At 63.8% G+C, this 24271-nt stretch carries 20 protein-coding genes; 12 read left to right on the top strand and 8 right to left on the bottom strand.

The features are described 5' to 3' along the window. The first annotated feature begins 15 nt into the window (after positions 1–15). The 5 genes from AB6802_RS05480 (at position 16) to AB6802_RS05500 (ending at position 8542) form a co-directional block, all read left to right on the top strand. On the top strand, positions 16–819 hold the full coding sequence (locus AB6802_RS05480; protein ID WP_371009319.1) for an extensin family protein: 804 nt from the start codon (positions 16–18) through the stop codon (positions 817–819). Between the two features lie 78 nt (positions 820–897). Further along, entirely contained in the window at positions 898–1605 is a 708-nt protein-coding gene (locus AB6802_RS05485; RefSeq protein ID WP_371009004.1) for an LssY C-terminal domain-containing protein, read from the top strand. A 515-nt stretch (positions 1606–2120) separates the two neighbouring features. Continuing rightward, positions 2121–3434 (top strand): hemolysin family protein, encoded by a 1314-nt coding sequence (locus AB6802_RS05490; RefSeq protein WP_371009005.1) that lies wholly within the window; start codon positions 2121–2123, stop codon positions 3432–3434. Between the two features lie 284 nt (positions 3435–3718). Beyond that, positions 3719–7183 carry a beta strand repeat-containing protein gene (locus AB6802_RS05495; protein WP_371009006.1) on the top strand — a complete coding sequence of 1155 codons (3465 nt, stop codon included), beginning with the start codon at positions 3719–3721 and terminating at the stop codon, positions 7181–7183. A gap of 6 nt (positions 7184–7189) precedes the next feature. Then, positions 7190–8542 (top strand): autotransporter outer membrane beta-barrel domain-containing protein, encoded by a 1353-nt coding sequence (locus AB6802_RS05500; protein ID WP_371009320.1) that lies wholly within the window; start codon positions 7190–7192, stop codon positions 8540–8542. A 24-nt stretch (positions 8543–8566) separates the two neighbouring features. On the opposite strand, the gene AB6802_RS05505 is transcribed toward AB6802_RS05500, so the two are convergent. The 3 genes from AB6802_RS05505 to AB6802_RS05515 are packed head-to-tail and all read right to left on the bottom strand — an operon-like array spanning position 8567 to position 11791. Then, a complete protein-coding gene (locus tag AB6802_RS05505) occupies positions 8567–10129 on the bottom strand; it encodes a DHA2 family efflux MFS transporter permease subunit (RefSeq protein ID WP_371009007.1) in 1563 nt (520 codons plus the stop codon). Positions 10130–10139: 10 nt separating this feature from the next. Beyond that, positions 10140–11240 (bottom strand): HlyD family secretion protein, encoded by a 1101-nt coding sequence (locus AB6802_RS05510; protein WP_371009008.1) that lies wholly within the window; start codon positions 11238–11240, stop codon positions 10140–10142. Next, positions 11237–11791, bottom strand: coding sequence for a winged helix-turn-helix transcriptional regulator (locus AB6802_RS05515; RefSeq protein ID WP_371009009.1), 555 nt, complete (start codon positions 11789–11791; stop codon positions 11237–11239). The genes AB6802_RS05510 and AB6802_RS05515 overlap by 4 nt, the downstream gene beginning before the upstream one ends. Positions 11792–11957: 166 nt before the next feature. Between AB6802_RS05515 and AB6802_RS05520 the strand changes: the two genes are divergently transcribed. Further along, positions 11958–13253, top strand: coding sequence for a glucoamylase family protein (locus tag AB6802_RS05520; RefSeq protein ID WP_371009010.1), 1296 nt, complete (start codon positions 11958–11960; stop codon positions 13251–13253). A 72-nt stretch (positions 13254–13325) separates the two neighbouring features. Here AB6802_RS05520 and AB6802_RS05525 read toward each other — a convergent pair whose 3' ends face one another. Then, a complete protein-coding gene (locus AB6802_RS05525) occupies positions 13326–13931 on the bottom strand; it encodes an NADPH-dependent FMN reductase (RefSeq protein WP_371009011.1) in 606 nt (201 codons plus the stop codon). A 90-nt stretch (positions 13932–14021) separates the two neighbouring features. Between AB6802_RS05525 and AB6802_RS05530 the strand changes: the two genes are divergently transcribed. Continuing rightward, positions 14022–14390, top strand: a complete 369-nt coding sequence (locus AB6802_RS05530) for a winged helix-turn-helix transcriptional regulator (protein ID WP_371009012.1) — start codon at positions 14022–14024, stop codon at positions 14388–14390. A 159-nt stretch (positions 14391–14549) separates the two neighbouring features. Here the strand turns inward: AB6802_RS05530 and AB6802_RS05535 are convergent, their stop codons facing one another. From AB6802_RS05535 to AB6802_RS05545, 3 genes are all read right to left on the bottom strand, one after another. Further along, entirely contained in the window at positions 14550–14753 is a 204-nt protein-coding gene (locus AB6802_RS05535; protein WP_371009013.1) for a hypothetical protein, read from the bottom strand. A gap of 104 nt (positions 14754–14857) precedes the next feature. Continuing rightward, positions 14858–15253, bottom strand: coding sequence for an acyl-CoA thioesterase (locus AB6802_RS05540; RefSeq protein ID WP_371009014.1), 396 nt, complete (start codon positions 15251–15253; stop codon positions 14858–14860). Between the two features lie 88 nt (positions 15254–15341). After that, a complete protein-coding gene (locus AB6802_RS05545) occupies positions 15342–16283 on the bottom strand; it encodes a phosphoribosylaminoimidazolesuccinocarboxamide synthase (protein ID WP_371009015.1) in 942 nt (313 codons plus the stop codon). Positions 16284–16548: 265 nt separating this feature from the next. Between AB6802_RS05545 and AB6802_RS05550 the strand changes: the two genes are divergently transcribed. Genes AB6802_RS05550 through AB6802_RS05560 form a run of 3 tightly spaced genes read left to right on the top strand, consistent with a single transcriptional unit; the run spans position 16549 to position 20287 of the window. Then, positions 16549–18165, top strand: coding sequence for a GMC family oxidoreductase (locus AB6802_RS05550; protein ID WP_371009016.1), 1617 nt, complete (start codon positions 16549–16551; stop codon positions 18163–18165). After that, a complete protein-coding gene (locus tag AB6802_RS05555) occupies positions 18162–19373 on the top strand; it encodes a mandelate racemase/muconate lactonizing enzyme family protein (protein ID WP_371009017.1) in 1212 nt (403 codons plus the stop codon). The genes AB6802_RS05550 and AB6802_RS05555 overlap by 4 nt, the downstream gene beginning before the upstream one ends. After that, entirely contained in the window at positions 19370–20287 is a 918-nt protein-coding gene (locus AB6802_RS05560; RefSeq protein ID WP_371009018.1) for an NAD(P)-dependent oxidoreductase, read from the top strand. The genes AB6802_RS05555 and AB6802_RS05560 overlap by 4 nt, the downstream gene beginning before the upstream one ends. Positions 20288–20359: 72 nt before the next feature. Here the strand turns inward: AB6802_RS05560 and AB6802_RS05565 are convergent, their stop codons facing one another. Then, positions 20360–21298: a diacylglycerol kinase family protein gene (locus tag AB6802_RS05565; protein WP_371009321.1), complete on the bottom strand. Its 939-nt coding sequence runs from the start codon at positions 21296–21298 to the stop codon at positions 20360–20362. Positions 21299–22271: 973 nt separating this feature from the next. On the opposite strand from AB6802_RS05565, the gene AB6802_RS05570 reads away from it, so the two are divergent. Then, complete coding sequence (locus tag AB6802_RS05570; RefSeq protein ID WP_371009019.1) at positions 22272–23399, top strand: hypothetical protein; 1128 nt, start codon at positions 22272–22274, stop codon at positions 23397–23399. A gap of 230 nt (positions 23400–23629) precedes the next feature. Next, a complete protein-coding gene (locus AB6802_RS05575; RefSeq protein ID WP_371009020.1) occupies positions 23630–24145 on the top strand; it encodes a hypothetical protein in 516 nt (171 codons plus the stop codon). Positions 24146–24271: the final 126 nt, after the last annotated feature.

Below are 24271 nucleotides of genomic sequence, written 5' to 3' on the forward strand. Positions count from 1 at the left end.
CGAAGACTTGGCGCCATGCTTGCCGTTGCGTGGCAGGGCAGACGTGCACGCGCGATAGCCGCTGTAACCGTCGCGGGCCTCGCCATCGCCACGGTATCGGCCTGCACGACGGGCGACGTCTTTGCGCTGCAGCCGGCGGTCGATGTTGGCAGCCAGACCGCCGCAGTGCCTCCGGCGCCGCAATATTCCGGCATGCAGCGGCTTGTCCCGTCCAACCCCTATTTGACCCAGGCTGCCTATCCGCGCATGGACGAGCCGTTGTCGGAGCCGCAGCAAATGCCGGCCAGCGAAATCGACTGCCGTAACGAGTTGAAGCGGCTCGGCGTCGTCTATCAGGACATCCAGCCGATCCATGAAGGCCAGTGCGGCATCGATTTCCCGGTGAAGGTGACAGCGATCGGCAGCGTCGCCATGAAGCCGGCCGCGACGCTGACCTGCAACATGGCCGCGACCTTTGCCGCCTGGACAAAGAATGAGTTGCAGCCGGCCGCCCGCTGGCGCTACTTCTCCGGCGTCAAGACGATCCACCAGGGCTCGAGCTATTCCTGCCGCAACATCGCCGGCGAAGGCGTTCTGTCCGAGCACGGCAAGGGCAACGCGCTCGACGTCATGAGCATCGAGCTCAACAATGGCGACGACATCGACGTGCGCAAGCCCGGCCTGTTCGCCTTCCGCACCCGTGGCTTCCTCAACAATGTCCGCGCCGACGGCTGCGAATATTTCACCACGGTGCTCGGCCCCGGCTACAATTACGACCACCGCAACCACTTCCACTTCGATATCAAGAACCGCAAGAGCGGCTACCGCGCCTGCCGCTGATCGCAAACAGTTGGCTTTGCTCGACGCGTCCAGCGCCGCATAGATTGATGGCGTGGCCGGTGTTGGGAGTGCACTATCGTGAGTGAAGGAAGCCTACGGCGGCGGGCGGCCATCTGGCTGGCGGCGTTCTGCGTCGGCTACCTGGCGCTGGCCTATCTGGCCGCGCCGGAATTCTGGACCTGGCGGGAGCGCGGCTTCCGCACCCGGCCTTTCGAGATGGTGACGCACACGCCGCAAGGCATTCCCGGCGACCCGATCAATGTCGGCCTGGTCGGCAGCGAAAAGGAAATCGTCCACGCCTTCGCCGTCGCCGGCTGGGACACCGCCGACGCCGTCACGCTGAAGACGGCGATCGACATCGGCGAGAGCGTCCTGTTTTCCCGCCCCTACCCCGATGCGCCGATGAGCCGCCTGCTGTTCGAGGGCCGCGCCCAGGACGTTGCCTTCGAAAAGCCGATCGGCGACAGCGCCGACCGCCGTCACCACGTCCGCTTCTGGCGGACGGATACGGTTGGCGATGACGGCCGCCCGCTCTGGCTGGGCGCCGCCAGTTTCGATCGCGGCGTCGGCCTCAGTCATGAAACCGGCGCCGTCACGCATCACATCGGTGCCGACATCGATGCCGAACGCGACTTCCTGATCGGCGACCTCAACGCAGTCGGCCTGCTGGCATCGACCAGCAAAATACCGGGGATCGGCGCCACCAAAACGGGACGCAACGGCGGCGGCGATCCTTATTTCACCGACGGCATGGCCGTCATCGGCGTCTTGAAGCAGTCGCAGTGATGCCTAGAGCAATTTCAGGAAAAAGTGCGCAGCGGCTTTCCGTCCGAAATTACGTAAAAACAAAGAGTTAGAGCGGGTCAGCGATTCTATCAACACTGAACTGCTCTAAGGTTGTTCCGGCGGTTTCGAACTGTCCCTCAGGGCTTTCGCTTCCCTGATCAAAGACGACCAGTTCAACCCGAGCAGCGAAACCAATTCAAACGCTTGCGCCTCGGTAATGCCGGTCTCCTCCAGAAGCTTCTGGACAAGGCCATGTTTCGGTCCGAGCGCCAATGTGTCGTTCCCCGCAAGCTACCCTAACCATATCATTTGATAATGGTTCCGCTCTATCCCATTGATTTTTAACGTGGTGCCTTTGGTGCCCCGGCGCCGGGCGCGAATGGCCCGCCACCTTGACCACGCGTCTACCGGACAATTCCTTTGACAGCCGACGTGTCAGGCAGCCAAACCTGTCATCTTTCAAAAATACCGGCGGGCTATTTTCGAATGCACTGCAGCAATGCTATTGACCCGCCATGCTATACGTTGAAATCGCCATCGTGGCCGTCCTCATCTGTGTGAACGGCCTTCTGTCGATGTCGGAGCTCGCCATCGTCTCGTCGCGGCCTGCCCGCCTCAAGGCGATGATCGACCGCAACGTCAAGGGTGCCGGCCGGGCGCTGGCGCTAGGCTCCAATCCCGGCAAATTCCTGTCGTCGGTGCAGATCGGCATCACGCTGGTCGGCGTCCTGTCCGGCGCCTTTTCCGGCGCCACTCTGGGCGAGCGGCTGGCGCAGTACCTGGCATCGACCGGCATCCGCGAAAACATCGCCGACCCGCTCGGCGTCGGCATCGTCGTGGCTTTGATCACCTATGGCTCGTTGATCGTCGGCGAGCTGGTGCCCAAGCAGATCGCGCTCAAGGATCCCGAGCGCGTCGCCGTGCGGGCGGCGCCGGCGATGACCATCCTTGCCAAGGTTTCGGCGCCGGTCGTCTTCCTGCTCGACATTTCCGGCCGCGCCATTCTGTGGATGCTCGGCCAGAGCGGCGAGGGTGAGGAGAAAGTCACCGACGAGGAGATCAAGATGCTGGTCGCCGAGGCCGAGCATCACGGCACCATCGAATCCGACGAGCGGCGCATGATCGCCGGCGTCATGCGCCTTGGCGATCGCGCGGTGCGCGCCGTGATGACGCCGCGCACCGAGGTCGATTGGATCAACCTGCAGTCCGATGAGGCGAACATCAGGCGGCTCTTGATGGAAACGCAGCACTCACGCCTGCCTGCCGGCGAGGGCAATGTCGATGCCATGGTCGGCGTCGTACAGACGCGCGACGTGCTGGCGGCGATCCTCAACGGCAAGACACTGGAGCCGCGCCAGCATGTGCGTGCGGCTCCCATCGTCCATGACCAGGCCGACGCGCTCGACGTGTTGCAGCGGCTGAAGGAATCCGACGTGCCGATGGCGCTCGTCCATGACGAATACGGCCATTTCGAAGGCATCGTTACCCCGGCCGATATGCTGGAGGCGATCACCGGTGTCTTCCGCTCGGATCTCGAGGCAGGCGAGGACGAAGAAAACGCCGTCAAGCGCGAGGACGGCTCCTGGCTGCTCGCCGGCTACATGCAGGCCGACGAGATGGCCGAGGTGCTCGGCATCGACCTGCCGGAAAACCGCGACTACGAGACCGTCGCCGGCTATGTGCTGTCGCATCTGCATCATCTGCCGACGACCGGCGAATGCGTCGACGCGCAAGGCTGGCGCTTCGAGGTGGTCGACCTCGATGGCCGCCGCATCGACAAGCTGATCGCCACACGCCTGCCCGACGGGCATCGACCGGTCGCACGCTGATAATCCCGCAAAGGGTGTTTCAGACCTGGCTTCGGACGCGACGCCGCCTGTCTGCGCAATGGCGCGATCCATACTCAAGTAAAGCCTTATATTTCTATTTGCTTATATTTCGACAACTAATGTTGCTTCAAAGTAACTGTTGGAAAAAATCCAGTTTCGGCAGTTCAACTGCAAGACAAGAATCAAACCGCGCATTAACCTCTTAGCGCTTTGGTCGGCGCGCGCCACCCGGACCCTCAGGCAACCGGTATGGGTTGGCGGCGGATTGCAAGGGGCATCGCCAGATGAAGACTAGCAGCGGCGCGCTTCGGCGCATTCGGGGCAGGATCCTTCTTGCGGGCGCGAGTGGCTTAGCGATCGCGTGCCTGCTTCCAGGCACAGCCCCGGCCGCGACCTATTTCGTCAGCAACGAGATCCAACTGACCGCCGCCATCAACGCGGCCAATGCCGACGGCGACCCAAGCTCGTCGATCGTGATGACGAACAGCTTCGGCGTGACGGCGCCGAATACTCTGCCGGTTCCGACCAAATCGCTGTCGCTCGACACACAGGGTTTTACGCTGTCAGGCACCACCGTGCCCTCCAATCCGGGCACTGTCAGGTTCAGCGGCGGAACCCTTACAAGCGGAACGGTGACTTTGTCGGGTAATATCACGGGCGCCAATCAATCTGGCGCCACGTCTGCCGGTGGCGGCCTGATCTTCGACAGTGGCGTAACAACGGTGGGTGGTACCACCGCGCAGCTGGTCAACAACGGGGTAATTACCGGCGGTGCTGCTGCAGCAGCAGGCGCCTCTGGCGGCATCGGCGTTGCGCTCACGAATGTTGTGACTCTCGTCAATAACGGCACCGTCACAGGTGGAACGGGAGGGACCAGCGGAGGTCTCGGAAACAACGGGTCCGGCGTGAATATCTTCAGCTCGGGCGCGACGGTCATCAACAATGCCACCGGCACGATCCAGGGCGGCAACAGCCAGGGCGCATATGCCGGCGCCGGCGTCTTTATGACCGGCACCGCCGCGAAACCCGCGACCCTCGTCAACTACGGCACGATCCGTGGCGGCTCGGACCTGACTGGGAACAGCGCAGGCAATTTCGCGGTCCGCGCCCGCGGCCCCGGCGTCTCGATAACCAATTACGGCACATTGGAGGGCGGCAATGGCTCGGCGGCGATCGGCCGTGATCAAAACACGGTCTGGAACGTCACGGTCATCAACAACGGCACGATCCGCGCAGGCGCCGGCTCGACCACCGCCATCCTGTTCGGCAACAACACCGGCTCCAAGGCAACGCTGGAGCTTTGGGCCGGCTCGCAGATCATTGGCGATGTACTTGCCGGCGACGTGAGCCCCAGCGATACGCTGCGGCTTGGCGGCTCGACGAACAGCAGTTTCGACGTCTCGTCGATAGGCGCATCGGCTCAATATCGGAACTTCGAGCTTTTCGAAAAAACCGGCACCAGCACCTGGGCATTGACCGGCACCGGCACGGCCACCACGAACTGGACGGTCAGCCAAGGCACGCTGCAGATCGGCAATGGCGGCACCACCGGCTCGATCATCGGCGACGTCTCCGACAACGCCACTTTGGCCTTCGACCGCTCCGACACCTACACCTATGGCGGTGTCATCTCCGGCAGCGGCGGGGTAAGTCAGATCGGCAGCGGCACGACCGTTCTCACGGGCGCCAACACCTATGGCGGTGGAACCACGATCTCCAATGGCGTGCTTTCTGTCTCCGCCGACACCAATCTCGGCGCCGCTTCCGGCGGCCTGACCTTCAACGGCGGCGGGCTGCAGACGACGTCCGCCTTCACCAGCAGCCGCAATGTCACCCTGACCGGCAACGGCACGTTCCAGACCGATGCCGACCTTGGCCTGACGGGCGTCATCAGCGGCAGCGGCCTTTTCACCAAGACCGGCGCCGGCACGCTGACCTTGTCGGGCAACAACAGCTATACCGGCGGCACGCGAATTCTGGGCGGGACCCTCGAGGCCGAAGGCGGCAACGCGATCGGCGACCAGTCTGCCGTGATTGCCCAGGCCGGTGTGTTCCGCGTCCTCGACAACGAGACCATCGGCACGCTCTCTGGAGATGCCGGCACGGTGGAGCTTGTCGGCGACCTCACGACCAGCACGAATTTCGCCAACACGACCGCGCTGTTCTACGGCGGCATCACCGGAACCGGCGGCTTCGTCAAGAACGGTGCCTACCGCCAGGTGCTGGCCGGCAACAATAGCTATCAAGGCGCGACACAAATCCTGGCCGGGACGCTCTATGCGGTCGGTACCGGGATCGACTCCATTCCCGACGCCTCAGCGGTGACGGTGGCCGCCGGCGCCACGCTGTCGCTCGCACGACCCCCTATTTCATCGATCTTTACGGGGATAGACAGCGATGACGAGACGATCGGCTCGTTATCGGGCGCCGGCAATGTGAATCTCGGCGACAGGAAATTGACGATCGGCGGCGACACCAGCACCGCGTTCTCAGGCTCGATCTCGGGCACCGGCGGCTCTCTTGCCAAGCTGGGCGACGGCACGCTCACGCTCTCAGGCATGAACACCTATACCGGCGCAACGACGGTGAATGCAGGCAGGTTGCGCGTCGATGGTTCGCTCGGAAATACAGCCGTCAGCGGGCCGGTGACGGTGGATGGCACAATCGCGCCGGGCGACAGCCATGGCACGCTCACGGTCGGTTCGCTGACGCTCAACGCAGGCGCGAAACTCGACTACGAGCTCGGCGTTGCCGGGACGGTCGGCAACGGCGTCAACGACCTGATCGTGGTCAACGGTGATCTCACTCTCGACGGCACGCTGAATGTCACCGATGTCGGCGGCTTCGGCCCTGGCGTCTACCGGCTGATGGACTATGGCGGCGCCTTTACCGACAATGGGCTGGTGTTGGGCAGCCTGCCTGCCGGCGTCGATCCGTCCCAGCTCTTCGTGCAGACCAGCATCGCCGGCGAGGTGAACCTGATCTCCAGCGCCGGCGTGACGCTGGGCTTCTGGGATGGCGGCAACGCTGCGCTGCATGATGATGGCACGATCAGCGGCGGTGACGGCGTATGGCATGCGACGAACCGCAACTGGACGGAAGCCGACGGCGCGATCAACGGCAAGTGGGGGCAGGATTTCGCGGTGTTCGCCGGTCAGGCCGGCACCGTCACGGTCGACGATTCCGCCGGCACGGTCGGCTTCACCGGCATGCAGTTCATGACTGACGGCTATGTGATCGACGGCGACACGCTCACCACCAACACCGCCGCCACGACGATCAGGACCGACGCCGCCGTGACGGCGACAATCGCCGCGGAGATCGCCGGAACCGGCGGTCTGGTGAAGACCGATTCCGGCACGCTCGTGCTTTCCGGCACGAACACCTACAGCGGCGGCACCACGATCTCGACCGGCACGCTGATAGGCCAGGCGACGAGCTTCGGAACCGGCAACATCCTTGATAACGCGGCTTTGGTCTTCAACCAGCCGGCCGATGCAACCTTCTCCGCCATCATCGACGGCACTGGCACGCTCACCAAGACGGGCGCCGGCAATCTCAACCTCACCGGCATCAATACGCTGAGCGGCGCGACGACGATCGAGGCCGGGAAGCTTTCGGTCAACGGCTCCCTCGCCAACTCCGCGGTGACCGTCCTGAGTGGCGGCGCGCTCGGCGGCAACGGCACGGTCGGCAACACGACGCTACAGGCCGGCGGCGTCATCGCGCCAGGCAACTCGATCGGGTAGCTCACCATCCAGGGTAATTTCACCGGCGCCGGCGGCACGGTCGAGATCGAGGCGATGCTCGACGGCGACATCTCTTCCACTGACAAGCTTATCATCACCGGCAACACCTCGGGTACCGCCAACGTCAAGGTGATCGCCCTTGGCGGCGCTGGCGCGCAGACCGTCGACGGCATCAAGATCATCGATGTCGGCGGCGCCTCCGCCGGCACGTTCAACCTGCAGGGCGACTATGTCTTCGAGGGCGATCAGGCTGTGGTGGCCGGCGCTTACGCCTACCGGCTCTATCAGAACGGCGTCAGCACGCCGGCCGACGGCGACTGGTATCTGCGCTCGGCGCTGATCAATCCCGTCGATCCGGGCGGGCCGACCACGCCGCTCTACTCGCCGGCCGCGCCGGTCTACGAGGCCTATGCCGGCGGGCTGCAGAGCTTCATCCAGCTCGGCACGCTGCAACAACGCATCGGCAATCGCTCATGGACTGCCGCCGACCAGTCGGCGACAGGCGGCGCCAGCCAGGGCGGGAACCCGATCTGGGGACGCATCGAGGCCTCGCACAGCGAGTTCGAGCCAGGCACGAGCACGACCGGCACCGACTACGACGCGGACCTGTGGCGGCTGCAAGCCGGCCTCGACGTGCTGCTCTCCGAGACCACCTCCGGCATGCTGGTCGGCGGCCTCACCGTCCACTACGGCACGGTGAAATCGGATGTCTCCTCGTCCTTCGGCATCGGCTCGATCGACACCAATGGCTATGGCTTCGGCGGTACGCTGACCTGGTACGGCAAGAACGGTTTTTATGTAGACACCCAGGCCGAACTGACCTGGTTCGACAGCGATCTTTCTTCCGCGACGCTCGGCAGCAGGCTGAGCGAGGGCAACAACGGTTTCGGCTACGGCCTCGGCATCGAAGCCGGACAGAAGATCGCGCTCCAGGGCAACTGGTCGCTGACGCCGCAGGCGCAGCTAAGCTATGCCTCGGTCGATTTCGACAGCTTCACCGATCCCTATGGCGCTTTGGTCTCCAACGGCAGCAGCGACAGCCTGATCGGCCGCCTTGGCCTTTCCGCAGACTATGAGAGCGATTGGCAGGACAAGGCGGGCCGGACGAGCCGCTCGCATATCTACGGCATAGCCAACCTCTATTACGACTTTCTGGACGGCACCTATGTCGACGTCTCAGGCACCAGGTTGACCAGCACGCCGCAGCAGCTGTGGGGCGGTGTGGGCATCGGCGGCTCGCTGAGCTGGGCCGACGACCGCTATTCCGTGCATGGCGAGCTGCTCGCGCGCTCGAGCCTGGAGGATTTCGGCCACAGCCATGCCTTCGGCGGCTCGGTCGGCTTCAGCGTGAAGTGGTAAGCTCCAAGCCGGTGAGCGTCCTGCTCAATGCGCATCCGGCGGCGGCGCCTTGGGCGTCACGTTGCGCAGGAAAGGAACGAGCGCCGTCGCGATGACGAAGGCGACCATGATCACCAGGAACGCATCGGCGTAGGCCATCGTCGATGCCTCGCGATAGGCCAATTGCCAGAGCTGCTTCAGCGCCGCGGCATGACCATCATCGATGGCGCCGGGCAATTGGCCGTAGCGCTGCGCGACATTGTTTAAGACTTGCATCGCGGCCACGTTCTGCGGCGTCAGATGCGAGGCGATCGTCAGGAAATGAAAGTTGGTGCGATCGTTGAGGATCGCACCGCAAATGGCGATGCCGACCGCGCCGCCGAGATTGCGCATCGTGTTGAACAGGCCGCTGGCATATTTCAGCCTTTCCGGCGGCAGGCTGCCGAGTCCGAGATTGACGCTCGGCGCGACGGCAAAGACCTGCGGGAAGCCGCGGAACAATTGCGGGATCAAAAGCTCGGCCGAACCCCATTGGCTGGTGATGGCGCTGAAACTCCACATCGACGCGCCAAAGGATGCCAGGCCGAACATCATCAGCCAGCGCGTGTCGAAGCGTTTGGCGAGGAAGATGTAGACCGGAACGCCGATCATCGAGGCGACGCCCGTGGAAAACACCGCGAGCCCGGTCTGCAGCGCGTCATACCCGCGCACGTAACCCAGGAACAGCGGCGTCAGATAGATCGTGGCGAAGATGCCGATGCCGGTGATGAAGGACAGGAAGCAGCCGATGGCGAAATTGCGGTTGCCGAAGGCGCGGAAATCCACCACCGGCTGCGCATAGGTCAGGCTGCGGATGACGAACAGAACCATGGTGATCCCGGCAAGGACCGCGCCGTTGCGGATTGTTGCGTCGTCGAACCAATTCCAGCGCGAGCCTTCCTCCAGCACATATTCGGCCGTGCCGAGGCTGACTGCCATCAGCGCCATGCCGATATAATCGGCGCCCTTCAGCAACGTCGGATCGGCTTTGTCGATCTTGACCAGAGCTGCAACGAGGATGGTGATGATGACCCCCGGCACGACGTTGATGTAGAACAGCCAATGCCAGCTCAACGTATCGGTGATCCAACCGCCGATGACGGGCCCGAGTGTCGGCGCGATCGAGGCGATGCTGCCGACCACCGCGGCCGCATAGACGCGCCGGGGACCCTGGAAATAGTGGAACGACGAAGTGAACACCGTCGGGATCATCGATGCTCCGAGCAGCCCCTGCAGCGCCCGGAAGACGATCATGCTTTCGATGTTCCAGGCGAAGCCGCACAGCATGCTGGCCAGCGTGAAACCGGCCGCCGAGATGGTGAACAGCCAGCGTGTCGAAAACACCCTCGTCAGCCAGCCCGACAGCGGGATGACGATGATCTCGGCCACCAGATAGGATGTCTGGACCCAGCCGATCTGGTCCTGCGCCGCCGACAGGCCACCGCCGATATCCTGCAGCGAAGACGCCACGATCTGGATGTCGAGGAGTGCTATGAACATCCCGACGCACATCACCATGAAGGGCAAAATGCTCTTCAGGAAGGATTCCTGCGTGGCGCTCTCCGGCATGGCTGCAGCCTCAGTGCGAACGCGTGTCGACCGTGACGACCGTCGACAGTCCAGGCCGCAAGGCGACTTTCTGCGCCTGTTCAGGGTCGATGCTGATGCGCACCGGCACGCGCTGCACGATCTTGGTGAAATTGCCGGTGGCGTTTTGCGGCGGGATGACGCTGAAGATGGCCCCGGTCGCCGGGCCCAGGCTGGTGATATGGCCCTTCAGCGGCCGGTCGGGGGCGACATCGGCATAGACGGTGGCCGCCTGGCCATCGCTCATATCGCGCAACTGGTCTTCCTTGAAATTGGCGTCGACCCACAGCCCCGACGACGGCACGATCGTCAGCAAATAACTGCCCGGCGAAACATAGGTGCCGACCTGCGCCAGCCGGTTACCGACAACACCGTCTATCGGCGAGCGAACTTCCGTGAATCCGAGATCGAGCGCGGCCGTATCGAAATCCGCCTTGGCGGCCGCGACTTCGGCGATAGCCTCCTCGATCTGCGTGTTGAGGACATCGAGCTGCTGCCGGGATGCGGCGAGTGCCGCCCGGCCGGCGGTGACGGATGCCTGCGCCTGGCCGTCGGCCGCCGCACTCTTCTGCGCGTCCTGCTGCGAGCCGGTCCTGGCGCTGGCAAGCACCTCGTAGCGCTTCGCATCTTGGGCGGTAAATACGGCGGCCGCACTCTTGGCCTCGAGATCGGCCTCGGCTTGGGCGATCAGCGAGTTCTGCAGCGAAATCTGGGCGCGCAGATTGCCGAGCGCCGACTGCTTCTGCTGCACCGATGCCTGTGCGCGCTCCAGCGCCGCCTGAAACGGCCTGGCGTCGATGCGCATGACCAGCTGGCCGGCGGCGACGTGCTGATTGTCCTCGACGAGGATCTGGTCGATATGCCCGGCGACTCGTGGCGCCAGCGGCGTGACATTGCCGCCCACATAGGCATCGTCGGTCGAGACAAGGAAGCGCCCGAACTGCCACCACTGCACGCCGTACCAGCCGGCAACACCAATCGCGATCAGAGCCCCGAGCATCAGAAGCGGCTTACGGCGCGACTTGGGCGCCGGCGGCGGAACTTGAATGGCCGACGGCTGCTGCAGCTCGGCCGAGGAAAGCAGCTTGTTCATTTGGCGCGAGCCTCGTCCTGGTCGCTCACAATCGGTCCGTTTTCGCTCAGCGGAAGTCCAGAGCCTTCCGTGCTGAAGCGATAGCGCTGTCGCATGCGGTCGCTCGCCATCGGCGCGGTCGCCATGGTGAAGCCGCCGCTGTCGAGTTCCCTGCCGCTGTCGCGGTCGACCATGACCGGCTCGGCCCAGCGGCCGTCGGTCTTGTCCACCACAACCAGGCTCGGCCCCTCGGGTGCGAGATGCTTGTTGCCCCAGGCGAGCAGCGAAAGCAGCACCGGCCGGAAATCTCGCGCCTTGGCGGTCAGCACATATTCGTGGCGAAGCGGCCGCTCGCAATAGACGCGCTTTTCGAACAGGCCGCGCTCGACCAGGCTGTTCAGCCGCCGCGTCAGGATGTTGGGCGCAATCTCCAGGCTCTTCTGGAACTGGTCGAAGCGCGTCAGGCCCTGGAATGCGTCGCGCAGCAACAGGATGCTCCACCACTCGCCAACGGCGTCGAGGCTGCGCGCGATGGGGCACGGCCGTGTTTCAAAGCTTGTTTTGGCAACCATGGCGAAGGTCTCTTTCAAAATGAAAGTGACTCATAGCCAAGTTAGTTGCACTATGCAAGTCACTCGGACGTGATCGCCGTCAATCGACAGCTTTTGCCTTGCTCACCGATTGTTGATGCGCCGCAAGAATGGGAAATGCGGCCGCAGTTCCCCTATATCGACAGTCATGGATGCATCGACCGAACACCCGCTGAACGACGCGCTGCTCCAGGACATCCAGCGCCTGTCATTTGAGTATTTTCTCAACGAGGCCAACCCTGAAAACGGCCTGGTCGCCGACCGCAACACACCGGTCTCGCCTGCCAGCATTGCCGCCGTTGGGCTCGCCCTGTCGTCCTATCCGGTCGGTGTCGAGCGCGGTTTCATGAACCGCGCCGCCGCGACGGAGCGAACCCTGGCCACGCTTCGCTTCTTCTGGAATGCGCCGCACGGGCCGGAGCCGAATGCCACCGGCTACAAGGGCTTCTACTATCATTTCCTCGACATGGAGACCGGCCGCCGCGTCTGGAATTGCGAGCTGTCGACGGTCGATACCGCACTTCTGCTGGCAGGCGTTCTGGCTGCCGGCGCTTATTTCGACCAAGACGACGAAGCCGAACTGGAAATCCGCCGGCTGGCCGATGCGCTCTACCGTCGCGCCGACTGGCGCTGGGCGCAAAATGGCGGCGCGACCGTCACCCATGGCTGGCGGCCTGAAAAAGGCTTCCTGCGTTATCGCTGGGAAGGATTTGACGAGGCGCTGATCCTCTACGTGCTCGGGCTGGGATCGCCGACCTACCCACTGCCGCCCGAGAGCTACGCCGCGTGGCTGTCGACCTACAGCTGGAAAAAGATCTACGGCCGCGAGCTGATCTATGCCGGCCCGCTTTTCATCCATCAGTTCTCGCCCATCTGGATCGATTTTCGCGGCATCCGCGACGCCTTCATGCAGGGTCGCGACAGCGACTATTTCCACAACAGCCGCGAGGCGACTTACTTGCAGCGCGATTATGCCATCCGCAATCCGAAGGGGTTCGTGGGCTACGGCGAGAACTGCTGGGGCGTGACCGCCAGCGATGGCCCAGGCCCAGTCGCGCGTGGCACCGACGGCCGCCGTTTCTTCGGCTATCGCGCGCGCGGCGCGCCTTTCGGCCCCGACGACGGCACGCTGTCGCCCTGGGCGGCGATCGCTTCCCTGCCCTTCGCGCCGGAAATCGTGCTGCCGGCAATGCGCCATTTCCACAAGATGGACCTGCACATCGGCAACCCTTATGGCTTCGTTGCAAGCTTCAATCCAACGATCGCTGCCGACGACGGCCGCGCCTGCGGCTGGGTCTCGCCGGACCATGTCGGCATCAACCAGGGACCGATCGCCCTGATGATCGAGAACTACCGGTCGGACTTCCTGTGGAAACTGATGCGTGACGTGCCAGCGATCACCACAGGCCTGCGCCGCGCCGGCTTCTCGGGCGGCTGGCTGTGACTCGACCCCTGCGCTTCCTGAAATGAAAAAGGGCGGCGCAAGCGCCGCCCCGACGGAACGATCTGATTAAGCTCAGGCGGCCTGGGCTTCGCCGGCGATCGCGTCGGCGGCGCGGGCTGCCTTCAGCACCTTGGCCCACCAGGCGACGTCGTTGACCAGGGCCGTGGCGGCCTGGTTCAGGTGCTCGATGTCCTCGAGTTTCTTCTCGCCCTGGCGCACGGCCAGGAAATCGGCCCAGGCGATATGGACGGCGGACTTGACCGGCGCCATCTGCAGCTCGACGGCGGCGAGACGAAGGTGCTCGACGGCGCGCGAGCCGCCGACGCTGCCATAACCGACAAAGCCGGCCGGCTTCTTGTTCCACTCATTGGCGGCGTAATCGATGGCGTTCTTCAACACGGCCGTCGGGCCGTGATTGTATTCGGCGGCGGTGAAGATGAAGCCGTCGAACGAGGCGACCTTCTTCTGCCAGCGCTGCGCCACTTCGTTCTGCGACGGCGCCCAGGCGGACGAGGCGACTTCGTCGAAGAACGGCAGCGGCCAGTCGCGCAGATCGACGATCTCGACCTCGATGTCGGCATGCGCCTTGGCGATCTTGGCAATCCACTGCGTCGGTACGTCGGCGAAGCGGGCGGCGCGCGTCGAACCGACGACGATGGCGATCTTGGGCTTGGACATTAGGGGGCTCTCCTTAGGGAACTTGTGGTATCGTTTGGATACCGGCGCTATATGTGATACTGACAACTTGGCGCGCAAGGAGGCACTTCTTTGATACTGAGGCACCCGCACAACACCGAGGACTGCCGGGCCGTGTCGGAAATCCTGCAACGGGTCGGCGACAAATGGACGGTTCTGGTCGTCGGCAAACTGGGCGGCGGACCGATGCGCTTCAATGAATTGCGCGCAGCCGTCGGCGGCATTTCACAGAAGATGCTGACCACCACATTGCGCGGCCTGGAGCGCGACGGCTTCGTCACCCGCGAGGTGTTTCCGACCATTCCGCCGCGCGTGGATTACGAGCTGACGGAGCTCGGCCACGAGCTTCTGGTGCCGGTCGGGGCGCTCGGCGAATGGGCGCGCAAGAACACCGCGCGAGTGCAGGCGGCGCGTACGAAATTCGACGGCCAGCACGCCTGAAACCCTTGCGATGCAAGGGGTTTAGGATCCCCGCATGACGGCAACTGCAATTCGCTAGTTGCGTCCTTTGTTCTATTTTCTATTGAGTTACCTGCAGCCGTCATCCGCATAACGCCCGCAGCCGCATAATCGCTGTGGGATCGTCTTTAGCGGCAATCGTCAGGCGTTGGGGATCATCGTCCCGCAACATACCGCCCCGCAATTTCCGACTCGCATGACTTTGTTGTCGGAGGACTTTTGGCTGTGGATGCAGGCGACGCGCGGAAGCTCTGTCCTGACCTCCAGATAGGCGGTGACGCCAAGCAGGCAGACCAGGGCAAGCAAGGCTGCGAGGAGCCAGCCGTTCAGCATGTGTTGACGCATTGTCTTCCTCCAGTGCCGGGACAATCCGGTGCGGAGGCAACCACCGGATGTCGCCCGGCGCATCTCCCGCGCGGGCGTTGTTACAAAACCGCAACCTTGGAGAATCAGCTCTCGGCCGGGACCGGCTTCGGCTTGCCCTCGCCGTCGAGCGCCACCATGACGAAATCGGCGTGGGTGACCTTTTCCATCAAGTCGGAGAGGTAGCGTTGCGCCCAGGCTTCGACCTTGAGCGTCATCGAGGTGCGGCCGACACGCTCGACATGGGTGTAGATGCACAGCGTGTCGCCGATCTTCATCGCCTTGGCGAAGGACATTTCCTTGACCGCCGCTGTCACGACGCGGCCCTTGGCGCGCTCGGCGGCGCGGATGCCGCAGGCAAGGTCCATCTGCGCCATCACCCAGCCGCCGAAGATGTCGCCGGCGGCATTGGCGTCGGAGGGCATGGCGAGCGTCCTCAAGGTGAGATCGCCGAGCGGCCGTCCTTCTGCGTAATGCACCATGCCAGAAATCCCCATGAGCGATTGCCCTCGATCCCGTAGCGTCACGGCGTCTGGAGGTCAACGCGCCCCGGACTCAAGCCCGGAGCCGTCAGAAATAGCGCTTGAGGTTCGCGCGGATGCGGTCCAGCACGGTCGCCCCGGAAACATCGGGGATAAATTCCTTGCCTGTTATCGCCTCATAGGCCTGCGAGTAGACGCGCGACGCCTGCTTGATGACCTCGTCCGGTATTGTAGGGATGGGGTCCTTGTAAGGATCGCACCTTGCCACCACCCATGAGCGGATGAAGTCCTTGTCGAAGCTCTCCGGACGCGTGCCGCTCTCCAGGGCCTGTTCATAGCTCGCGGCGATCAAGTAGCGGCTGCTGTCGGGCGTATGGATTTCATCGGCGAGGATGATGTTGCCGCTCTTGTCGGTGCCGAATTCGTATTTCGTGTCGGCAAGGATGAGGCCTCGCTCGGCGGCGCGCGCCTGGCCGCGGGCGAAGAGTTGCAAGGCGTAGCCCGAAACCGTGTCCCACTGCGCCTGCGTGAGAAGCCCCTGTTCGATGATCTCGGCCTTCGACAGCGGCTCGTCATGGCCGCCATCGGCGGCCTTGCTCGTCGGCGTGATGATCGCCTCGGCCAGCTTCTCGTTGTCGCGCATTCCGTCCGGCAGGCTGATCCCATACATATCCCGCTCGCCGCGCTTGTAGCGGGTCAGGATCGAGGTGCTGGTGGTACCGGCGAGATAACCGCGCACGACGATCTCGACCGGCAGGATGTCGAGCCTGGTACCGACCACGACGTTGGGGTCGGGATATTCCAGCACATGGTTCGGGCAGATGTCGGCGGTTTCCTCGAACCAGTAGCGGGCCGTCTGGGTAAGGATCTCGCCCTTGAACGGGATCGACGCCAGGATGATGTCGAAGGCGCTGATGCGATCGGTGGCGATGATGATGCGACGCCCATCCGCGAGGTCGTAGTTTTCGCGGACCTTGCCCCGGTAGTGTCCGGGCAGTTCGGGAATGAAAGCATCCGACAGGATACGCATGTTGATGTCCTGCCTTGCGCAGTGTGATGGGCAGCGCATGAATCCGAAAAGTTGCAGACTTTTCGGAAAAAATCATGCGCCAAAATAATACTCCTCCGCATAAGGCGTCCGCCCCTTGGATATCAAGCGCGATTGTCGGTATTCCCCGCAACTCCACCACTTATCCCAGTCGCTTTTTTCACAACCGATGCCGGATGGCCCGGCGACTTGGCGGACCCGCCGCGCCTAGGTTGGTGTCGAATTTCAGGAAGCGCCCACATTCACCATGCAGACTTTTGATTTCATCATCGTCGGCTCCGGTTCGGCCGGCTCGGTCGTTGCCGAAAAGCTGTCGGCCTCGGGCCGCTTCTCGGTGCTGGTGCTGGAGGCCGGCGGAACCGACCGACGCTTCTATGTCCAGATGCCGCTTGGCTACGGCAAGACCTTCTTCGACCCGGCCGTCAACTGGAACTACAAGGCCGAGCCCGATCCGGGCCTCGGCAACAATGCCGACCATTGGCCGCGCGGCAAGTTGCTCGGCGGCTCGAGCTCGATCAACGCCATGGTCTTCATCAGAGGCGCGCGCGAGGATTTCGACGCCTGGGCCGCGGCCGGCAATCCGGGCTGGAGCTATGGCGACCTCTTGCCATCCTTCAAGGCGATGGAGGACAATGCGGCCGGCGCCGATCAATGGCGCGGTGTCGGTGGTCCGCTGCACGTCACCGATTGCACGAGCGCGGTGCATCCGCTGACAAAGCAATATCTGGCGGCCGCTCAACAGGCCGGCCTGCCGTTCAATCCGGACTTCAACGGCGCCAGTCAGGAAGGCGTCGGCGTCTACCAGATCACGACCAAGAACGGCCGCCGCATGTCGGCCGCGCGCGCTTTCCTGCGCCCGGCCATGAAGCGCCGCAACGTCCGTGTCGAGACCAATGCGCTGGCGACGAAAATCCTGTTCGAGGGCAAGCGCGCCGTCGGCATCGAATATGAACAGGGCGGCCAGACGAAGACAGCCCGCGCCGGCCGCGAGGTGATCCTGTCCGGCGGCTCGATCAACTCGCCGCAGTTGCTGCAGCTTTCCGGTGTGGGTCCTTCGGCGCTGCTTGGCAGTCTCGGCATTCCGGTCGTCCACAGCAACGACAATGTCGGCGCCAATCTGCAGGACCATGTCGGCATCAACTACACGTTCAAAGGCAAGCTGCCGACGCTCAACCAGATCCTGCGTCCCTGGTGGGGCAAGATGCTGGTCGGCATGCAATACATTCTGACCCAGTCCGGCCCGCTGTCACTGTCGATGAACAATGCCGGCGGCTTCTTCCGCACCGACCCGTCAATGACGCGGCCCAACATGCAGCTCTACTTCCAGGCTTTCTCGACCGTCATCCCGAAGAGTGGCGAGCGGCCGATCTTGACGCCGGACCCGTGGCCCGGCTTCTCGATCGGCCTCTCCAACTGCCGCCCGTCGAGCCGCGGCGAAATCATGATCCGTTCCAAGAACCCGCGCGAGTATCCGAAGATCACGCCGAACGCCTATTCGACCAATGCCGATGTCGACGAGATGCTGTCGGCGGTGAAATTCGTGCGCAAGATCGCCTCGATGCCGGCCATGGCCGAGATCATCCAGGAAGAGGTTTTGCCGGGGCCGTCGATCACCTCCGATGCCGACCTGATCACCGACTTCAGGAAACGCTCGGGCACCGTCTATCATCCGGTCTCGACCTGCCGCATGGGTCCGGACGCCTCGCGCGCCGTGGTCGACTCCCGGCTCAAGGTGCACGGCCTGGCTGGCCTGCGCGTCATCGACGCCTCGATTTTTCCCGACAACATCACAGGCAATACCAACGCCGCCTCGATCCTTACCGGATGGAAAGGCGCGGAGCTGGTTCTGGAGGACCATAAATGAAGATCACCGACGTCAAGACCTGGGTTGTCGGCAATCCGCCGCCCGGCATCGGCGGCAAATATTTCATCTTCGTCAAGCTGACCACCGATGGCGGCGTGGTCGGCTATGGCGAGGCCTACAACGCGACCTTCTCGGCGCATGTCACGGCCAAGCTCGTCGAGGACATGGCCGAGCGCTATTTGATCGGCCACGATCCGCACGACATCGAGAACTTCTTCCGCCGCGCCTATTCCTCAGGCTTCACCCAACGCCCCGACGTGACCGGCATGGGCTGTTTCTCGGCGCTCGAAATGGCCTGCTGGGATATCGTCGGCAAGGAAGCCGGCAAGCCGGTCTACAAATTGCTCGGCGGCCAGGTGCATGAGACGTTGCGCTCCTACACCTACCTCTACCCGCACACCGGCAGCGTCCATTCCGAGGATGCGCGCGGCAAGAATGTCTACAATGATCCTGATATGGCGGCGGCCTGCGCGCTCGAATATGTCGAGCAGGGGTTCAACGCCGTCAAGCTCGACCCGGCCGGCCCCTACACCGCCTATGACGGCCACCAGCCGCGCCTCGTCGACATCGACCAGTCCGCTCGCATGATCAAGGCGATCCGCGAGGCGGTCGGCACCCGCGCCGACATCCTGTTCGGCACGCATGGCCAGTTCACCGCGTCGGGAGCGCTGCGCATGGCGCGCGCCATCGAGCCTTATGACCCGCTGTGGTTCGAAGAGCCGGTGCCGCCTGACATGCCCGAAGTGATGGCGCAGGTGGCGCGGGGTACGTCGATCCCGATCGCCACCGGCGAGCGGCTGACGACCAAGTTCGAGTTCGCCCGCGTCATCGAGAACCGCGCCGCGACCATCCTGCAGCCGGATCTCGGCCGCTCCGGCGGCATTCTGGAAACCAAGAAGATCGCCGCCATGGCCGAGGCCTACCACATCCAGATCGCGCCGCACTGCTATTGCGGCCCGCTGGTGGGCGCCGCCAACATCCAGCTCGCGGTGACGCTGCCCAACTTCCTCATCCTCGAATCGCTGAAGCAGTGGGATGGTTTCCACGCCACGCTCTTGAAGAAGAAGATCGAGTGGCAGGACGGCAATGTCATCCCATCGAAGGAGCCCGGCCTCGGCGTCGAGCTCAACGAGGCCGTCTGTGACGCCCATCCCTACACCGGCAAGGACCTGCATTTGCAGATGATGCAGACGCCGCTGATGCCGTGAGCGAAAATTACGCCTTCATCGGCCTCGGCCATCTCGGCGGCAACCTTGCCGCCAGCCTGCTGCGCAACGGCTTTGCCGTCACCGTCGTCGACCGCGATCCGGCTGCCGTCGAGCGCCTTGTCGCGCTCGGCGCCACCGCGGCTACAAGCCCGGCCGAGGCCGCCGCTTGCGCCGGCAACGCAATCTCTTGCCTGCCCTCGCCCAAGGTGAGCGAGGCGGTGCTGGCCGGCCCCGACGGGTTGCTCGACGGCCTGCCGGCCGGTGGCACCTGGATCGAGATGTCGACCAACGGCCGCGACGAGATCGTGCGGCTCTCCGCCCTCGCCTCGGCGAAAGGCATCGAGACGCTCGAATGCCCGGTCACCGGCGGCGTGCATCTGGCAGCCGCGGGCAAGATCACCGCGCTGGTCGGCGGCGATGCCGCGCTCTACGAACGGCACCGGCCGGCGATCGAGGCGATGTGCGCGAAATCCTTCCTGATGGGACCGGTCGGCTCGGCGGCGGTGATCAAGGTCATCACCAACATGCTGGCCTTCATCCATCTGGTCGCCGCCGGCGAGGCGCTGATGCTGGCCAAGCAAGGCGGGCTCGACCTCGCCCAGGCATACCACGCCATCGTCGCCTCTTCCGGCAACAGCTTCGTCCACGAGACCGAAAGCCAGCTCGTCTTGAACGGCTCCTACGACATCGGCTTCACCATGGATCTGGCGCTGAAAGACCTCGGCTTCGCGCTTGCAATGGGCAAGGATTTCGGTGCGCCGCTCGATCTCGCCACGCGCGTCAACACGATCTTCGAGGAAGGCAAGCGCGCCTATGGCGGCGATGCCTGGTCGACGCAGATCGTCAAGTTGCTGGAGGACGCCGTCGGCACGCAGCTTCGCGCGCCGGGCTTTCCGGCCAGGCTCGTACTGTAATCCGGGAACAATTTAGCCAGCTATTTCAATTGCCTGAGCGCAGCGGCGGAATCGATGATCGAGGCTGTTGAATCAACACCTCAACGTCAGCGCGCCTGGCAATATCTCGAACGTCGCCGGTATCCGGCCCGGCGACTCGCCGTCTATATCGACCAGCGCGCCGTTCTTCTCGGCGTCGCCGAGCGGCTCGACCAGCACCTTGCGGCCGCGCAGGATGGTGATGGCCGGGTGGTTGCGGTGCCGGCCGCCATAGAGCAGGCGGATGTCCCTTATAAGGCCGAGCTTGCCCGCCGCGCGCAGGATGACGATGTCGAACTGGCCGTCGGAAAGCTCGGCGTCCGGCGCGATCATCATGCCGCCGCCGAAGAACCTGCCATTGGCAACCGCCACCAGCGCCATGCGCGCCTCTACCGGCTCGCCGTCGTCGACGGTGATCCTGACATCCTGAAAACGGTAGCGGACGAATTCCACCACCGTGCGCCAGAAGAACAGCGCCTTGGCCGAGACCCTGCCCTTGCGCTTGTCGGCATTGACGGCGCGGTCCGTCGCGCCGGATAGGCCAAGGCTGGCTATGTTGATGAAGTGGCGGCTGGCCAGCTTGCCGTGGTCGTCGATGTAGCAGATGCGGCCGGCATCGATTTTTCGCGGGTGGGCATCGGCGATCTGCTTCAGCGTGGCATCGATGCCTTTCGGCAAGTTGAGCCCGCAGGCGAAGTCGATGCCGGTGCCGCATGGCAGCAAGCCGAGTTCGGTGCTCCGGCCGGTTTCCGCTGATGCCTGCAGCAGGCCGTCGGCAACCTCGCTGGCCGTGCCGTCGCCGCCGGCCGCGATCACAAGCTCGAAGCCGCCAGCCGCCAGGTCGATCGCCAGCCGCTCGGCATCACCGCTTGCCTGGGTCTCGCGCAGATCGAACGCGCCGAAATGCCTGCGTAGCGACGCGGCGGCCTCCGGCCAATGCCGCTTGAGCTTGCCGCCGCCGGCAATCGGATTGAGAACCACCCCGACCTTCAATCCCGCCTCCCGGTGCATGTCATTCAAGGACCTGCACTCCCCAAAGGGTACGGGACTATCGTCCCGATCCTTTGCCGGCATTGAAACCCGCGCGAACCCGCAGAGCAAGACTTCCTTCCGGCCAGGCAGCGAAAAGCGGGGCAGGCTGTCTAAGGGGTCCAGCCTTGAATTTCCTAGGCTTCTGGCGACGATCCCCGATAATCCCGCTATCCACAGGGTCGAGGGCATTCCGCAAACCGCTTACCCGGCGTACGTTAAACCCATCTCAGGCGGCTACCGATCGCCCAGCCGAAAGGCGAAAGTGAAAGGCGGATTTCCTGAGGCCCGTACGGCCCAGAACGAGAGCAGGCTTGCCTGTTCGAGGGACGGAAGCCGAGACCTACGGGGCCGCGGAAAGCGTGCCAACGCCGACGGCGGACCGATGCTGCCATGAAGGACGGCAAAAACCTTCGATGGCGCGCAGGGCAAAGCCCGCAAGGGTGGAGACCGGCGTGGTCTGGAACGGGCGCCGCCCTCGGGTGGCGACTGGCAGGACCGTCAAAATCAAGGCCGACCTGGCGCGACATCTTTCGGGAGTTGCTGCCGAGATCGTGTCCTGATCTGGCAGGGAGGCGCTGGGAGAAATCCCAGCGCCAACTGTCTTTTGGGTCCAGCGCTGCGGCCCGTTTGTCGCCGATACATTGCCGAAGATGCAAAGACGACGGCGGGCGATAGCCCCTCGCCGGTAACCAGCTTCGCGCTTTGTTGCATCGGCGGGCTGTTCCTCGTGCCAAAATCGGCTAACGTCGAGCGTGACGTGAAGGGGGATGCTTCATGCCGCCGACTTGGAAGCCTGCCACTGCCGGCATCTTCGCCGACCGCGCCTGCCTTTGCTTGCCGCCATGCCGCGACTTCGATCCAGAGCATGATCCCGAAAAGTGGGAACCGGTTTTCGGAAGAAGATCATGCTCCGACAAAGAACGCGCGGCCTGACATGTTCCTGCTGCGCTGGCTGAGACGGCTCATCAAGACAATCCTCCGGCTGATCGTTCTCGTCGTGTTGATCCCGGTCGCCGGACTGGCCTACGGTTTCCTGACCACCTCGTCCCTCGACAAGACTCCGCTGCCCGGCGTCGCCGATGGTACTCCGCCGTCAGCGTTGGCCTCCAAGATCAGGCAAGCGGCGCAGGACTATCAGGTGCCGCCGCAGTCGACTTGGCTCGCTTACCCGAAATGGGCGGCCGTCTATGCCGCGCGCGACTACGCCGCCTTTGTCGACAAGGACCAGCCGAGCGGCTTTCCCTATTGGAGCTACATCGGCCACTACTGGCAGGATTACGCGATCGTCATCCGCGTCACCTCCGCGCACGGCATCGACATCCTCGACTACGTCGTGCCGACGGTCATCGGCACCGGCCTGACGATCGACGGCGCCCTGCAATGGGCCTACGAAAACACGGTCGGCCGCGTCACAGAGGTAATCGCCGGCAAGCGCATCGCGGTCGATATCTATCAGGCGAAAGCGGCCGGCGAGTACGCTTCCCTGCTTGCCACCAAGCCCTGGTCGGATTTTCCCTATGCCGAAAAGCGCGCCGGGCTGTTTGCCGTCCAACCCGCCGTCGGCGACGATTCCATCCGCACCAGCGAACGCAAGCTCGCCTTCGGCCTCGCCGACACCGTCAAGCAATGGTGCGCCGATCTGACCAAATCGCTATACCCCGCCGTCGACGATCCGGGCCCCTCCGACATCCATATCTGGGCCAAGGGCCCTGTTGGCGAGACGACGCGCAATGAGCCCGACACGCTTCTCGAACGCGATCTTGGCGCCGACGGCACCGTCTTCATCACCAGGCAGGCAACGCTCGCCGAGATGATCCCGCGCCTCATCGACAAGGGCGTCTCCTTGGTCGAGATCGGCGGGAATGACGAGGTTCTTGTCACGGTGACCTCAAGCGCGGCGATCACCGCGCCCGAAGGCTCGCGCGCGTTGTTCAGCCACCCGGTTCCGATCGCGCCCGACACACGCCGCACTGCTCTTAGCGTCGCGGTGCGCAAGCTGCACACGGTGCTGCCGGCCCTGGCCGAGGCCGGCGCCAAACTGGAGCGCATCTATACCGACTAAGGCGATATGGCTGTCGGACGGAGGCGAGCCGGCACGTCAGTGCGACCAGCTTCCCGTCGAAACGACGCCGCTTTCCACGGCGACGCTGTCCAACGCGCCGCCCGCTCTCGTTTCGCGCTGGAAGCCAAAATCCCGCCTTGTTCGCGCGCGATGGGATATCGTGTGTCGCTGGAGCCATTGGCGACATGGACCTGAATGGCTGCCGGGGGGCATCTCGAAGGGACGAGACCGTGATCAAGACCGCCCTTATCGCCATGACCATTGTCGGCTGCGACTGCGACGCCAAGCTGTGCGAATATATCGGCGAGACGCCGGCCAAATGGGCAACGATCGCCGATTGCGAAGCGGCGATGAAGAGCCAGATCCTGCATCAGCGCAATTTCAATTATCCGCTGGTCTCGGGCATCTGCCGCGAGAAGGGCTCGGCTTCCTCCGCCGAGCTCGCCGCCAAGGCGTCGAAGCCCGACCTCAAGCCGGCGAACCGCGCGGTCGAGACCGACGCACCGCTGCCGCCGGAACTCAGCCATCGCCCGAGCGCGCCGGTTGGCGGAACGGTGACAGCCAGCGAAACGGCGGCCGCCAGGCCGGTAGCCTTCGAAAGCGCGGTCGACGGTGGCCGCGCGGTCGTCTATCGCACCAAGGCCGGCTATGCGGTGGTCAAGACCGATCTCGGCCGTGCCGCTGGCGCAACGGTGGACGCAGCCAAGCGGTCGGCAAACTGGCTTGCCGGTTTGACCGGACTCTAGAGCATTTCACCGTTTCATGGAAACGGTGAGATGCTCTAACTATTTGTTTTTACGCAATTCCGGACGGAAAACCGCACACACTTTTCCTGGTATTGCTCTAAGGCAATTCCAGGACCGAACCGCAGG

Origin of the sequence: Mesorhizobium sp. RCC_202 (assembly GCF_041355295.1) — a bacterium.
Taxonomy (GTDB): Bacteria; Pseudomonadota; Alphaproteobacteria; order Rhizobiales; family Rhizobiaceae; genus Mesorhizobium.

Bases quoted from the DNA above. Each gene is read 5' to 3' on its own strand.
- AB6802_RS05510 (WP_371009008.1), bottom strand. From the start codon at position 11,240: ATGAACAAGCTGCTTTCCTCGGCCGAGCTGCAGCAGCCGTCGGCCATT.
- AB6802_RS05515 (WP_371009009.1), bottom strand. From the start codon at position 11,791: ATGGTTGCCAAAACAAGCTTTGAAACACGGCCGTGCCCCATCGCGCGC.
- AB6802_RS05480 (WP_371009319.1), top strand. From the start codon at position 16: ATGCTTGCCGTTGCGTGGCAGGGCAGACGTGCACGCGCGATAGCCGCT.
- AB6802_RS05545 (WP_371009015.1), bottom strand. From the start codon at position 16,283: ATGCGTATCCTGTCGGATGCTTTCATTCCCGAACTGCCCGGACACTAC.
- AB6802_RS05495 (WP_371009006.1), top strand. From the start codon at position 3,719: ATGAAGACTAGCAGCGGCGCGCTTCGGCGCATTCGGGGCAGGATCCTT.
- AB6802_RS05505 (WP_371009007.1), bottom strand. From the start codon at position 10,129: ATGCCGGAGAGCGCCACGCAGGAATCCTTCCTGAAGAGCATTTTGCCC.
- AB6802_RS05555 (WP_371009017.1), top strand. From the start codon at position 18,162: ATGAAGATCACCGACGTCAAGACCTGGGTTGTCGGCAATCCGCCGCCC.
- AB6802_RS05525 (WP_371009011.1), bottom strand. From the start codon at position 13,931: ATGTCCAAGCCCAAGATCGCCATCGTCGTCGGTTCGACGCGCGCCGCC.
- AB6802_RS05540 (WP_371009014.1), bottom strand. From the start codon at position 15,253: ATGGTGCATTACGCAGAAGGACGGCCGCTCGGCGATCTCACCTTGAGG.
- AB6802_RS05520 (WP_371009010.1), top strand. From the start codon at position 11,958: ATGGATGCATCGACCGAACACCCGCTGAACGACGCGCTGCTCCAGGAC.
- AB6802_RS05570 (WP_371009019.1), top strand. From the start codon at position 22,272: ATGTTCCTGCTGCGCTGGCTGAGACGGCTCATCAAGACAATCCTCCGG.
- AB6802_RS05550 (WP_371009016.1), top strand. From the start codon at position 16,549: ATGCAGACTTTTGATTTCATCATCGTCGGCTCCGGTTCGGCCGGCTCG.
- AB6802_RS05535 (WP_371009013.1), bottom strand. From the start codon at position 14,753: ATGCGTCAACACATGCTGAACGGCTGGCTCCTCGCAGCCTTGCTTGCC.
- AB6802_RS05490 (WP_371009005.1), top strand. From the start codon at position 2,121: ATGCTATACGTTGAAATCGCCATCGTGGCCGTCCTCATCTGTGTGAAC.